The 12,979-nt window shown below is 69.0% G+C and carries 14 protein-coding genes and 1 pseudogene; 4 read left to right on the forward strand and 11 right to left on the reverse strand.

Annotation, left to right across the window (positions count from 1 at the left end; genetic code table 11):
* Window positions 1-98: 98 nt before the first annotated feature.
* The 5 genes from ACFWBD_RS11340 to rpsB all read right to left on the reverse strand — a co-directional run bounded on the left by ACFWBD_RS11340 (window position 99) and on the right by rpsB (window position 4,900).
* On the reverse strand, window positions 99-1,271 hold the full coding sequence (locus ACFWBD_RS11340; RefSeq protein WP_385665804.1) for a phosphatidate cytidylyltransferase: 1,173 nt from the start codon (window positions 1,269-1,271) through the stop codon (window positions 99-101).
* Window positions 1,271-1,828, reverse strand: coding sequence for a ribosome recycling factor (frr, locus tag ACFWBD_RS11345; protein WP_020128692.1), 558 nt, complete (start codon window positions 1,826-1,828; stop codon window positions 1,271-1,273). The genes ACFWBD_RS11340 and frr overlap by 1 nt, the downstream gene beginning before the upstream one ends.
* Before the next feature lie 170 nt (window positions 1,829-1,998).
* Window positions 1,999-2,757: a UMP kinase gene (gene pyrH / locus ACFWBD_RS11350; protein WP_171399760.1), complete on the reverse strand. Its 759-nt coding sequence runs from the start codon at window positions 2,755-2,757 to the stop codon at window positions 1,999-2,001.
* Between the two features lie 185 nt (window positions 2,758-2,942).
* Window positions 2,943-3,779, reverse strand: a complete 837-nt coding sequence (gene tsf / locus ACFWBD_RS11355) for a translation elongation factor Ts (protein ID WP_384112796.1) — start codon at window positions 3,777-3,779, stop codon at window positions 2,943-2,945.
* Window positions 3,780-3,925: 146 nt separating this feature from the next.
* Window positions 3,926-4,900, reverse strand: coding sequence for a 30S ribosomal protein S2 (gene rpsB / locus ACFWBD_RS11360; RefSeq protein ID WP_385665805.1), 975 nt, complete (start codon window positions 4,898-4,900; stop codon window positions 3,926-3,928).
* A 280-nt stretch (window positions 4,901-5,180) separates the two neighbouring features.
* On the opposite strand from rpsB, the gene ACFWBD_RS11365 reads away from it, so the two are divergent.
* A complete protein-coding gene (locus ACFWBD_RS11365; protein ID WP_385665807.1) occupies window positions 5,181-5,756 on the forward strand; it encodes a M23 family metallopeptidase in 576 nt (191 codons plus the stop codon).
* A gap of 1 nt (window position 5,757) precedes the next feature.
* Here ACFWBD_RS11365 and ACFWBD_RS11370 read toward each other — a convergent pair whose 3' ends face one another.
* The 6 genes and pseudogenes from ACFWBD_RS11370 to ACFWBD_RS11395 form a co-directional block, all read right to left on the reverse strand.
* Window positions 5,758-6,315, reverse strand: a complete 558-nt coding sequence (locus ACFWBD_RS11370; RefSeq protein WP_385665985.1) for a TetR/AcrR family transcriptional regulator — start codon at window positions 6,313-6,315, stop codon at window positions 5,758-5,760.
* A 108-nt stretch (window positions 6,316-6,423) separates the two neighbouring features.
* The gene (gene whiG / locus ACFWBD_RS11375; protein WP_385665809.1) at window positions 6,424-7,266 is read right to left on the reverse strand and encodes an RNA polymerase sigma factor WhiG; all 843 of its coding nucleotides are present in this window, start codon (window positions 7,264-7,266) and stop codon (window positions 6,424-6,426) included.
* A 263-nt stretch (window positions 7,267-7,529) separates the two neighbouring features.
* Window positions 7,530-8,690 (reverse strand): DNA-processing protein DprA, encoded by a 1,161-nt coding sequence (dprA, locus tag ACFWBD_RS11380; protein ID WP_385665810.1) that lies wholly within the window; start codon window positions 8,688-8,690, stop codon window positions 7,530-7,532.
* Window positions 8,687-9,331, reverse strand: a pseudogene (locus ACFWBD_RS11385) (ATP-binding protein); the annotation flags it as partial. The pseudogene ACFWBD_RS11385 and the gene dprA, both read right to left, overlap by 4 nt.
* Window positions 9,332-9,459: 128 nt before the next feature.
* Complete coding sequence (locus tag ACFWBD_RS11390; protein WP_385665812.1) at window positions 9,460-10,185, reverse strand: 5-formyltetrahydrofolate cyclo-ligase; 726 nt, start codon at window positions 10,183-10,185, stop codon at window positions 9,460-9,462.
* Between the two features lie 17 nt (window positions 10,186-10,202).
* Window positions 10,203-11,369: a helix-turn-helix transcriptional regulator gene (locus ACFWBD_RS11395; RefSeq protein WP_369043263.1), complete on the reverse strand. Its 1,167-nt coding sequence runs from the start codon at window positions 11,367-11,369 to the stop codon at window positions 10,203-10,205.
* A gap of 217 nt (window positions 11,370-11,586) precedes the next feature.
* Here ACFWBD_RS11395 and ACFWBD_RS11400 point away from each other — a divergent pair, with 217 nt between their 5' ends.
* Genes ACFWBD_RS11400 through ACFWBD_RS11410 form a run of 3 tightly spaced genes read left to right on the forward strand, consistent with a single transcriptional unit; the run spans window position 11,587 to window position 12,859 of the window.
* The gene (locus ACFWBD_RS11400) at window positions 11,587-11,913 is read left to right on the forward strand and encodes a hypothetical protein (RefSeq protein ID WP_385665814.1); all 327 of its coding nucleotides are present in this window, start codon (window positions 11,587-11,589) and stop codon (window positions 11,911-11,913) included.
* Window positions 11,910-12,260 (forward strand): hypothetical protein, encoded by a 351-nt coding sequence (locus ACFWBD_RS11405; protein WP_385665816.1) that lies wholly within the window; start codon window positions 11,910-11,912, stop codon window positions 12,258-12,260. The genes ACFWBD_RS11400 and ACFWBD_RS11405 overlap by 4 nt, the downstream gene beginning before the upstream one ends.
* Window positions 12,242-12,859 carry an ATP-binding protein gene (locus ACFWBD_RS11410; protein ID WP_385665817.1) on the forward strand — a complete coding sequence of 206 codons (618 nt, stop codon included), beginning with the start codon at window positions 12,242-12,244 and terminating at the stop codon, window positions 12,857-12,859. The genes ACFWBD_RS11405 and ACFWBD_RS11410 overlap by 19 nt, the downstream gene beginning before the upstream one ends.
* Window positions 12,860-12,979: the final 120 nt, after the last annotated feature.

Here is a 12,979-nt window from a genome sequence, read left to right on the forward strand (position 1 = left end):
GCCGTCGCCGTCGCCGTAGACCGAACATGGCAACGGGCCCCTCGCCTGACGCACGAAGCACAGGAAAGGGGCCCGCACGAGCCGGTTGTACCGGTGGGTCAGCCGGAGCCCACGAACAGTACGAGCAACAGCCACACCACGGGAGCCGTGGGCAGCAGCGAGTCCAGCCGGTCCATGATGCCCCCGTGGCCCGGGAGCAGCGTGCCCATGTCCTTGATGCCCAGGTCCCGCTTGATCATGGACTCGCCGAGGTCGCCGAGCGTGGCGCTGGCCGCGACGGCGAGGCCGAGCAGCAGGCCCTGCCACCAGGTGCCGTCGTCGATCACGAACTGCATCAGCAGCGCGCCGGCGACCATCGCGAACGACACCGCGCCGAGCAGGCCCTCGCGGGTCTTGCCCGGGCTGATACGCGGCGCGAGCTTGGTCTTGCCGAAGCGCCAGCCGACGGCGTACGCGCCCGTGTCGCTGACGACCGTCAGGACCAGGAACGTCATGACACGGAACGCTCCGTCGTCGGCGGTGAGCATCAGGGCGACGAACGTGGCCAGGAACGGAACGTAGAAGGCCGCGAAGACACCTGCGGTGACGTCCTTGAGGTAGCCCTCGGGCGGTTCGGTCATCCGCCAGACCAGCACCGCGAGCGCGGTGAGGGCCATGGCGACCCAGGCGCCCTCGGGACCCCGGACGTATCCGGCGACGACCATCGCCGCGCCGCCGACCGCGAGCGGCACGAGCGGCGCCTTGATGCCCTTGCGCTCCTGCAGCCTGCTGGTCAGCTCCCACAGGCCGACGACGACGGCCACCGCTATCACGCCGATGAACACGGCTTTGACGACGAACAGCGAAGCGACGATCACTACGCCGAGCCCGACCCCGACGCCTATGGCCGCGCCCAGGTCTCGGCCCGCACTCTTCTTCTGCGGTGCGGGCGCCGGGTGAGAGGCGTCGGGCATGGGCTCCGGATTCTGCGGCACCGCCGCGTGGGGCTGTGCCGACGGTGTGTCGTGGCCGTGGGCGGCGTCGCCGTACGGCTGGGTGCCGTACGGCCGGTCCGGGAACAGGGGGCCGCCCGGCCGAGCGGCCCCCCGGCCCTCATCCTGGTCTCCGCCGTGCTCGGGGACGATGGGCATGGGGCGAGTCTGCTGCGCCTCAGGCGCATCGTACGCGGGACCCGCCGGGGCGGCCCCCTGGACAGGCCCCTGGTCGACGGGCCCCCAGTACCCGGCCCGCGACCCGGCGTGTGGCGGTGAGCCCCAGGAAGAGTCGTTCATCAGACCTCGAGCAGCTCCGCTTCCTTGTGCTTCAGGAGCTCGTCCACCTGGGCGACGTACTTCGCGGTGGTGTCGTCGAGCTCCTTCTCCGCACGGCGGCCCTCGTCCTCGCCGACCTCGCCGTCCTTGATCAGCTTGTCGATCGCGTCCTTGGCCTTGCGGCGGACGGCGCGGATCGACACCTTGGCGTCCTCGCCCTTGCCCTTGGCGACCTTGATGTAGTCGCGGCGGCGCTCCTCGGTCAGCTCGGGGAACACCACTCGGATGATGTTGCCGTCGTTGCTCGGGTTGACGCCCAGGTCGGAGTCGCGGATCGCCTGCTCGATGTTGCGCAGCGCGGTCTTGTCGAACGGGGTCACGACCGCCATGCGCGGCTCCGGCACGGAGAACGAAGCCAGCTGGTTGATCGGCGTCGGTGCGCCGTAGTAGTCGGCAACGATCTTGTTGAACATCGCCGGGTGCGCACGGCCGGTGCGGATCGCGGCGAAGTCCTCCTTGGCGACCACGACGGCCTTCTCCATCTTCTCCTCGGCCTCGAGGAGGGTCTCTTCGATCACCACTTGCTCCTGCGTGTCTTGAGTAGGCCCGGCTGCGGTTCCTTGCGGAGGCGGGCCGGCTGCGTCGCGTCTTCTTCCTGCACGGTTCCCGACCGGCAGGACATTGTCCATCCCCCGACCAGGGTCCGTCCCCGGTCAGGTGTTGTCGTACGAAACCGGGGTTCCACCGGTCAGGCCCGGCTGCCTTGCTCACCCACGAGCGTGCCGATCTTCTCACCCTTGACGGCGCGAGCGATATTGCCCTCGGTCAGAAGCTCGAAGACGAGGATCGGGAGCTTGTTGTCGCGGCACAGCGTGATCGCGGTCATGTCGGCGACCTTCAGATCGCGGGTGATGACCTCGCCGTAGCCGAGGGCGTCGAACTTGACGGCCGCCGGGTTGGTCTTCGGGTCGGAGTCGTAGACGCCGTCCACGCCGTTCTTGCCCATCAGCAGCGCCTCGGCGTCGATCTCCAGGGCGCGCTGGGCGGCGGTGGTGTCGGTGGAGAAGTACGGCATGCCCATCCCGGCGCCGAAGATGACCACACGGCCCTTCTCCAGGTGCCGCACGGCGCGCAGCGGAATGTACGGCTCGGCGACCTGGCCCATGGTGATGGCGGTCTGCACGCGGCTGTCGATGCCCTCCTTCTCCAGGAAGTCCTGGAGGGCGAGGCAGTTCATGACCGTGCCGAGCATGCCCATGTAGTCCGAGCGGGCGCGGTCCATGCCGCGCTGCTGGAGTTCTGCGCCGCGGAAGAAGTTGCCGCCACCGATCACGACCGCGATCTCGGCGCCGTCACGGACGACGGCGGCGATCTCACGGGCGATCTTGTGCACCACGTCGGGGTCCACGCCCAGGCCCCCGCCACCGGAGAATGCCTCCCCGGACAGCTTCAGCATGAACCGGCCGCGTAGTTTGCCGTCGTCGCTCTTCTGGGCCTTGGTGGTCATGGGAGATCCCGCCTCTTTCACGTGGTGCACATGCGAAGAAGGCCATTGCCGGTGGGGTGTTCCAACCCGTGCGCGGCAATGGCCTCCTCGTCAGATCTGCTGTCGTCCGTCACGCACGCGCGTGACGGCGTACCGGACGACTGCGTCCGACCCTATCGGGCCGACGCGTCGATCGCGGCACGGACTCAGATGCCGACCTTGATGCGCGTGAAGCGCTTCAGGGTGACACCGGCCTCGTCCAGGATCTTCTGGACGGACTTCTTGTTGTCCAGCGCGTACGGCTGGCCGAGCAGCGTGGCGTCCTTGAAGAAGCCGTTGAGGCGACCCTCGACGATCTTCGGCAGGGCGGCCTCGGGCTTGCCCTCGGCGCGGGTGGTCTCCTCGGCGACGCGACGCTCGGACTCGACGACGTCGGCCGGCACGTCCTCCTTGGAGAGGTACTTCGGCGCGAAGGCGGCGATGTGCTGGGCGATGCCCTTGGCGACGTCGGCGTTCGGCTTGTCCAGCTCGACGAGAACACCGATCTGCGGGGGCAGGTCGGGCATCGTGCGGTGCATGTACGCGGTCACGAAGCCGTCGGCGAACTGCGCGAAGCGGTCCAGCACGATCTTCTCGCCGAGGTTGGCGTTGGCCTCGTCCACGAACGCCTGGACGGTCTTGCCGGCCTCGATCTCGGACGCGAGCAGCGCCTCGAGGTCGGCCGGGGAGGTCTTGACGACGTGCTCGGCGATCGCGTTGGCGACGGCCTGGAACTTGTCACCCTTGGCGACGAAGTCCGTCTCGCACTTCAGCTCGACGAGGACGCCGGAGGAGTTGTCGTCGGCGATGATCGAGACCACGGCGCCGTTCTCGGCGGAGCGGCCCTCACGCTTGGCGACGCCCTTCTGGCCCTTGATCCGGAGCGCCTCGACGGCCTTGTCGACGCTGCCCTCGGCCTCGTCCAGCGCCTTCTTGCAGTCCATCATGCCGGCGCCGGTGAGCTCACGGAGCTTCTTGACGTCAGCGGCGGTGTAGTTCGCCATGATCTGTGAATCTCTCTCGGAGTTCGAAGTCTCGAAGATCTGGGGGCTGTGGGTGAACGGCGGGCGGTGCACTGGGCACCCCCCGCCGTCACTTCGTCCCTAGGGCCGTACGAACGACCTGTCGGCCGTACGGCCTACGGCCTGACTCAGGCCTGCTCGCCCTCGGCGGCCGGAGCGGCCTCGGCGGCGGGAGCCTCAGCAGCGGGGGCCTCGGCGGCCGGGGCCTCAGCCTCGGCGGCGGGAGCCTCAGCAACCTCGGCCTCGGCCTCGGCGGCGGGAGCCTCAGCCTCAGCAGCGGCCTCGGCCGGCTTCTCGGCGGCCTCGTCCGTGGTCTCGGCGTCGGCCTTCTTCTCGCCCTCGAGCAGGTCGCGCTCCCACGCGGCCAGCGGCTCGCCGGCGGCCTTGTCGCCCTTGTCGCCGGTGGCGACGCCGGAACGGGAGATGAGGCCCTCGGCGACCGCGTCGGCGATCACGCGGGTGAGCAGGGTGACGGAGCGGATCGCGTCGTCGTTGCCCGGGATCTTGTAGTCGACCTCGTCGGGGTCGCAGTTGGTGTCGAGGATGGCGACGACCGGGATGTTGAGCTTCCGGGCCTCGCCGACCGCGATGTGCTCCTTCTTGGTGTCCACGATCCAGACGGCGCTGGGCACCTTGGACATCTCGCGGATACCACCGAGGGTCTTCTCCAGCTTGGCCTTCTCACGCGAGAGGACCAGGAGCTCCTTCTTCGTCAGACCCGAGGCGGCGACGTCCTCGAAGTCGATGAGCTCGAGCTCCTTGAGGCGCTGAAGGCGCTTGTAGACGGTCGAGAAGTTGGTGAGCATGCCGCCCAGCCAGCGCTGGTTGACGTAGGGCATGCCGACGCGGGTGGCCTGCTCCGCGATGGCCTCCTGCGCCTGCTTCTTCGTACCGACGAACATGACCGTGCCGCCGTGGGCGACGGTCTCCTTGACGAACTCGTAGGCGCGGTCGATGTACGACAGCGACTGGAGCAGGTCGATGATGTAGATGCCGTTGCGCTCGGTGAAGATGAAGCGCTTCATCTTCGGGTTCCAGCGACGGGTCTGGTGACCGAAGTGGACGCCGCTTTCCAGCAGCTCCCGCATCGTGACGACGGCCATGGCCGTTCTCCTTGAGTTTCTCGGTTGTGCCGCGGGGGCCGGACGGCTCCCGCGCCTGACGCCCGCTGTGCGCCGAGCCACGAAGGACCGAGGGGCGCGGATACCGAGGGACCGACCGTGACCGGCCCCCGATACCGGGGCGTGCGAAGTCGACCCGGTGACCCGGATCGCCAGAAGAAGTGTACGGGACCGGCGAGGCACCGGGTGACGCCGCTGTCCACAACCGCGGGGTGGTCCACAGGCCACGGCCGGGCCCGCGGGAACACGGAACGGTGTCGCCATGCACGCACAGCGATTCACGGCCCTGCTGCCGGTCCTGTCGATCATGACGGTGGTCTCGGTGGCGTGGGCGGACCCACAGACCGCGACCGGAGCCCGGGCGCTCCCCGCGCCGCCCGTCCCGGCGATCGGCCGGGCCTGGCCGGTGGGCACCCGTCCGGCGGTGGTACGCGGCTGGGAGCCCCCGGCGAGCCCGTACGCCCACGGCCACCGGGGCGTCGACCTCGCGGCCGCGCCGGACGCTCCGGTACGGGCGGTGGCGGCCGGCCGGGTGTCCTTCGCGGGCCGGGTCGCGGGCCGGGGCGTCGTCTCGGTGGAACTGTCGGCGACGGGCTGGCCACCCCTGCGGACCACCTACGAGCCGGTACGTGCGTCGGTGCGCAAGGGCGACGAGGTGGCGCCGGGCCAGGTCGTCGGCACGGTGGAGCCGACGGGCTCGCACTGCGCACGCACATGTGTGCACTGGGGGCTGCTGAGCGGCGAGACCTATCTGGACCCGCTGTCGCTGCTGCCCCCGTGGCTGCGGCGGAGCGGTCCGTCACGGCTGCTGCCGGTGCTCGGCGTGCCCCTGCCGTGACTCAGCCCCGGACGCCCCGCAGCACCATGCCCACCGCGGCGTCCGTGATCGCCGAGGGCTCCTCAGCGGCCCCGAGCTCGATCCGCCGCACGGCCGCGTCCACCACGCCCTGCAGCAGCATCGCCGCCAGCCGGGGCTCCGCGTGCCCCAGCTCCGCCAGCGCCGCCCCGATCATCGCCACCAGCCCGCCGTGCGCCGCCCGGATCTTCTCCCGGGCCCCCGCGTCCAGCTCGCTCGCCGAGATCGCCACGACGGCCCGGTGCCGCCGGTCCCCCACCAGGGCGAGCTGCTGTCGGACATACGCCTCGACCTTGGCCTCGGCCCCGTCGGCCGCGGCCATGGCCGCCTCGACCTCCGCCGTCCACACGGGGAAGTCGACCTCGCACAGCTCCTCGACCACGGCGGCCCGGGACCGGAAGTACTCGTACACGGACGAGCGCGCGAGGCCCGTGCGCTCGGCGAGGGCCGGGAAGGTCAGCGCTTCCGTCCCGCCCTCGGACAACAGGGAGCGTGCCGCGTCCAGCAGGGCGGCACGCTGCATCGACCGGTGCTCGGCCACGGAGGCCGCTCGAATCCTTGGCACGCCGACCACTCTACGGACGCGCCACCCCCGGCGGGAGTGACTGCGCCCGCACTTCCGTCGTCCGGCCGGGCCGGGCCCGCCGGTTCAGCGGCCGAAGCTCGCCAGTTTCGCGCGCAGCTGGAGGACGGACTTGGTGTGGATCTGACTGACCCTGCTCTCGGTCACGCCCAGCACGTTCCCGATCTCCGCGAGCGTCAGGCCCTCGTAGTAGTAGAGCGTGACGACCGTCTTCTCCCGGTCGGGCAGTGTGTTGATCGCCCGCGCGAGGAACCGCCTGAGCTCCCGGCCCTCGGCCACCTCCACGGGGTTGTCCGCGGCGGTGTCCTCCAGCGTGTCCATGAAGCTGAGGCCGTCCCCGTCCTCGCCTCCGACGTGCAGCAACTCCTCCAGTGCCACCACGTTGGCCAGCGACAACTGACTGAAAACGGCGTGCAGTTCGTCCACCGCGATGCCCAGCTCGGCGGCCACCTCGCATTCCGAGGGGGTCCGCCGCAGCCGGGCCTCCAGGGTCGCGTAGGCCCGCTCGACGTTGCGCGCCTTCTGCCGCACCGACCGCGGGATCCAGTCCAGCGCCCGGAGTTCGTCGATCATCGCGCCCCGGATCCGGGTGATCGCGTAGGTCTCGAACTTGATCTCTCGTTCGATGTCGAACTTCTCGATCGCGTCGATCAGTCCGAAGACCCCGGAAGACACGAAGTCGGCCTGCTCCACATTGGGCGGCAGGCCGACGCTCACCCGGCCCGCCACGTACTTCACCAGCGGCGAGTAGTGCAGGATCAGCTGCTCCCGCAGCCGTTCGTCCCCCGTCGCCTTGTACGACCGCCACAGCTCGTCGAGTGTCGAGGGAGCGGGCGGCCGCACGCTGCCGCCGTCACGGGCGGCTGGGGTGATCGCCGCCCGGTCGGACCCGGAGGTGTGCTGGGGCATTCGTCGCCTTGTGCCGTTCTGCCGTGAAGTGCGTGAGGTGGGTACCGCGTGGTGCAGAGGTACCGGTCTGTGCCGTAATCCTCGTGAGCGTAGCGTGACTGCGGTGTCGCGGTGCGCGAAGGACGTGCCCGGACCGGTACGCAGATACGTTCCGCTGGACGCACTCCAGGGGCACGGCGGTCACGGCGGTCGACCCGGAGGCGGGTCAACTGCCGGAATCCCCAAGGCTTTCGGCGTTCCCCCGGACGGCCGAACACCCTGGGTCAACACGGACGTCGACCCTCTCGAACGGAGACCACCGCCTGGCGTGTCAACTTCCAGCCGTCGCCGTGTCGTTCGACGTAGCCGAGCGCTCTGAGTTCGTAGAGTCTCGCGATCGCGTCGTCCGGTGTGGTCCGCGCCTCGCGGGCGACCTCGTCGACCGCAGCGGGTCTGCGGGCGGGCAGCGCGGCCAGGACCCGCCGGGCAGCCGGCTCCAGCAGATCGCGCGGCAGCGCGGGGCCACGCCGGTCGGGGGCCAGCTCACCCATGTCGCCGACCAGTTCGACGACCTCCGCGGCATCGGTGACCAGCACGGCCTCTCCCCGCAGCAGTTCGTGCACACCCGCGGACAGACCACTCGTGGCCGGCCCCGGCACCCCCATGGTGTGCCGGCCCAGCCGCAGGGCCGCCCGAGCCGTGACCAGCGAACCGCTGCGGTAGGCGGCCTCCACGACGACCGTGCCCCGGGTGAGCGCGGCGATCACCCGGTTGCGCAGAATGAACCTGCTCGGGGTCGGATGGTCGCCGGGCGGCAACTCGCCGACCACCAGTCCCTGTTCGGCGATCCTGTTGATCAAGGCCGTGTGGCCGCGCGGGTAGGGCTGGTCGACCCCGCAGGCGAGGACGGCGACGGTGGCGCCGCCCGCGCCGAGGGCCCCCCGGTGGGCGGCGCCGTCCACCCCGTAGGCGCCGCCCGACACCACCACCCAGCCCTGTTCGGCGAGGCCGGCGGAGAGGGTGGCCGCCATGTGGGCGCCGTACTCGGTACAGGCGCGGGCACCGACGACGGCGACCGACCGCAGCGCCCACATCCGCAGACTGGGCCGCCCCCGCACCCAGAGCCCGAGCGGCCGGGCGTCCCCGAGTTCGTCCAGCGTCCCCGGCCACTCGGCGTCTCCCGGGCACACGAAGCGCACCCCGGCCTCCCGCGCGACGGCCAGATCCCGCTCCGGCTCGGCCTGCCCCGCCCGCGCCCGCAAGCCGGCCCAGCGCCGCGCGGTCACCCCCGGCAGCGGCTCCCCGTCCTCCCGCAGCCGCCGCACCACCTCCGGCACGCCCCGCTCGCGCACCCACTGCCCGCCCACCTCGTCGCCGGGCTCGAGGACCCGCCCGAGAAAGATCCGGGCGAGCCGCTCGCCGGACGGTTCGCCGCCGCCGTTCACGTCAGGGCCCCGAGGGCCATCGGCACGCCGCGCGGCACCCCCGTGCGCAGTTGCAGGGCCAGGTTCACGTCCATCGGGCCGGGCCGGTCGTGACCGACCAGGTCGGCGACGGTCCAGGCGACACGCAGGACCCGGTCGAGCCCCCGGGCGGTCAGCACCCCGCGCTCCAGGCTGCGCTCCGCCTCGTCCATGGCGCCGATCGCGGCATGCCAGCGGTTGCGCAGCTCCCGCCCCGGCACCTCGCTGTTGGTCCGCCACGGAGTGCCCGCCAGCCGGGCCGCCGCACGTTCCCGGGCGGCCCTGACCCGGTCGGCGACGATCGCCGTGGACTCGCCTCCGGGACCGCGGTGCGCGAGGTCGGCCCGGCTGACCGGGTCGACCTCGACGCGCAGGTCGACCCGGTCGAGCAGCGGGCCGGAGAGCCGCGCCTGGTAGCGGCGGATCGCCGAGGGCGGGCACTCGCACTGGGTGTCCCGCTGCGAGAACCTGCCGCACGGGCAGGGGTTCGCGGCGAGGACCATCAGGAACCGTGCCGGGAACCGCACCACTCCGGAGCTGCGCGCGATCACCACGTGCCCGGCTTCCAGGGGCTGCCGCAGGGCGTCGAGGGCGTGGCTGCCGAACTCGGGGGTCTCGTCAACAACATGGCCACGTATCCCCTGGGCACTGCCCAGTCTACCGGCCAAGCAGCCCCGTGGGCAGGCTCCAAGCAGCTCGAAAATGATCTTGCTGGTGAGGTCGTCTATGGCCTACAGCCTGCGGTTTTGACCTACGCGGGGCGTTGTCCATGCTGCGCTGCCAGCACTGGAATCGCAGCGATTTTGTCAGCCGTTAGGTCACCCCAAACAACGCCCCGCGGTCGTCGCGGGTTGGGGCAGGGGATCACCTCATCGGGCGTAACGATGTAGTCCACCGAGAAATCATGCTCCGTCTCAGGGATGTCATCCTCGACGACTTGGAGCTGATGAACGGGCGCGACGATCACCGTCTGATCCGTGACGAGCCCCGCCTCGATCAACAGCGCAACCTCCAGGTCGGAGTACCCGGCACCCTTGCCGATGCGTGCCCCCGAACGGTTTACAGCGACACTGCCGCACACCACCACGTCGATAGGTTCCATCGACTCTGGCGCGAGCCGGCGGGCAACTTGTGCCGCGCCCTTCTTCTCGGCAGCCTCTTCGGGCGGAAGTCCGAGGTTCTTGGGGTCGAGCAGGTAGAAGGGTTCGAGCGACGCCATACGCGGCACGGCCATGTAGACGCGTTTGCCGTCCTTGAGTGCACGGACACGCACCGGAAGCTGCGCCCAGTCGGGGTTCGCTTTCACGGTGGTGGCTCGCTGCCAGAAGTCCTGACCGGCCAGCATCTCGGCGGTGTTCTCGGTGCCGTAGAAACCCGGAATCTTGCCGTACGAGTCAGCAGGCGCGCCGCCGCCGTCGATGAGGCGACGCCACACTTTCTCGCGCAGCTCCTGCTTAGCTTGGTCGATGTCGTTCACGCCCACCCCGCCCGTACTTAGATCGCTGCCATCAAGGCCAGCAGCCGATCGTTGATCTCCTGCGCCCATGATTCCTGTCGCCACTGCCGCAGCTCACGCCCGGCAGAGAAGGCCAGGTTAAGACCACCGCCACCACGAGTCAGCTCCACCGCATCAATGGTGCGGTGCATGGTGCTGGCCGCTTCATCGAGCTTCCGTTGCTGGATGAGTGCCAACGTCAGGTTGCCCAGAGCGATGGCCTGAGACTTTTTCTTGGCCGCCAGCGCCCGCGTGGTCATACGGAGGATGGGTTCGGCGCGTTCAGGCAAGCCGAGGAACAGGTAGCAGGAGCCCGCCAGCCGGTTGTACTCGTTCACCGTGTAGAACGGGGCGGCAATGTCATCAGGGTGGACGCGGTCGAACTGGCCTTCCGCCTTCTTTAGCGCCGCTTCGCACTCGGTGGTCGCGCCGGTCATGGCGTGTCCTTCGGCGACGTGAAGAAGGCTCAACCCAGTGAGCGAAGGACTGACCAGTTTGGCGGCTTCGGCAGCCTGCTCCGCGAGTGTCACACCGTGGCCAGGGTTCTTCTCGCCGTAGAGCGCCACGTACGCCATCCGCAGCGTCGCGTACGACTCGGTCGATGGATCACGGGCATGACGAGCAGCCTCGACCGCTTCCTGAAAATAGCCAAGGGGTGCGTGGTGGTCGCGTCGTTGGCTGACGTCCCAGACCAGTTGTCCCATGAACGTCGCTGAATCAGCTTCGACTTCGTACAGCGCCCGGCGTACCCGTGGGTTCGCTGCGTTCTCCCGAAGGAACCTCACCTGGCCGTGCAGCTGTCCGGCTCGACCAAGCAGCGCCGTCGATGCTTCCTTGTCGTACGACTCATCCAGCTGACGCAGCTGCTCATGGAGGTAGGCGACCACCATCAGGTCGGCGGACGCTGGATTCTCCAAGGCATACGACATCCGGTCACTGGGGCGCGTGTCGGTGACGGTCACGTCGTCCAGGAGCGCTTGAAGCTCTTCGACCGAGACCCTGAGCGCGCTCGCCAGCTTTGGCCGCAACCATGCTTGTGGTTCGGTTTCGGCGTTCTCCCAGCGACCTACCGTGGAACGCTCGACGCCGAGAAACTCGGCAAGCCGCTCCTGTGTGAAGCCTGCCGCTTTGCGACGCCTGGCGAGGCGTATGCGCTTCGCGGCCATCGCCATCCCTCCGGGTGTACAGGGCGGGTCATCACCATAGCCACGTTGACACCATCCGTGCAGGCCAGACCGCAGAGTGCCACACGGATGCGTCATTGGTGCGGCACGTTTGCTGTGGTGTCTTTGCAGGTCAAAGCGCTTGTCTGGCGGGCAGGTTGGCGAGCGGTTGAGGACGGTGCCACCGCTCGCCAGCCGTTCCAGTCCCCAGGAGGAACGGATGCCACCAGCCATGTACGGCTACATGCGACTCACCACAGGCGATGACGACAGCGATGAAATCGAGACGATGCGAACGGCGTTGACCACTCACGCCCGCCGCGCGGGCTTCACCTTGGACCAGCTTTTCATCGAACAACTGGGGGCTGACGACGAGTCGGCCTTTTTCTTGTTGGTCGACACGCTGAGGACCAGCGGCGTCAAGCACGTCATCGTGCCATCGCTGTGGCACTTCGCGCGGCTGCCAGGACTTCAGGCCGCCATGCGCGATCACATCGAACGCGAGATCGGCGCGCGGCTGTGGATCGTCCAAGGGGTCAGGCCGTGAGCGCGAAGCAACGAGCACTGGGCTACGTCCGCGCGCTGCCTGGAATCGACATGAGTGGCGTTGTCCGCCTGAGCGGTGACATGGGGCGTTTCGCTGAACACGAGGGCTTCACGCTCGCCGAAGTATTCATCGAGAAGGAACCGGGACACACGACCGCGCTCGGAGCGTTGACCCGATACCGCCAGCGGCACGACATCCGCAACGTGATGGTGCCGACCAGCGAGCACCTGAACACGCTGCCAATCCTGGCGAACCTCGCGAAAGAACTGCTGCAACAAGAAATCGGCGGTCAGGTCTGGATCGTCACCTCCACCAACGAGGAGCTGTCATGCCCTCCGACGCCGTGACCCCGATTGCTCTACTGACTGCGTCGCTCCGGCTGACCGCCGTCCCATCGGCCGTCGCTACCTCCCGGATGTTCGTCCGGCACACGCTGGCGCGGTGGCGCTTCGAAGAACACACCGACACGGCGACGCTCGTCATGAGCGAACTCGTCACCAACGCCGTCAAGGCCAGTGGCATCACGGACCCACACCCGAAGCCGTGGCAGATCAAGGCGGAGCACGTCATCGGGATACAGCTCCGCGCCATCGACGCCAGCCTGTACGTCGAGGTCTGGGACAGAATCAGCACTGCACCTCTCAGGCAGAACCCCACCCTTGAAGACACAAGCGGACGTGGCCTGCTACTCCTTGACGAGCTAGTGAAGCGATGGAACGTCTACCACCCGCACGTGGGCGGGAAAGTCGTCTGGGCTGAACTGCCCCTTGGCGTTCCGCTGGAGCCGCCCCCTTTCGACCAGGAGTACGTACCCCTGATGTTGCCACCGGGCATCCGGGCGTCACGGGGACCCGTTGAGGAGCAGGCGCGTACGGCACTCTTCGACCAGCTCTTGAAGACGACCGTCGACGCCATGATCTCGACGCGGGTGAACGATGCGACCTAGGGATCGCAGCCGGCTACTCCTTGGTGGCGACCTTCTCCGACGAGTGACCACCCGATGAAGCCCGACCAGATATGGGAGCTGTTCGACTGGTTCCAAGGGGCGTGCTTCCGCTGTGAGGCG

It is taken from the genome of Streptomyces sp. NPDC060002 (assembly GCF_042737245.1).
Classification (GTDB): domain Bacteria; phylum Actinomycetota; class Actinomycetes; order Streptomycetales; family Streptomycetaceae; genus Streptomyces.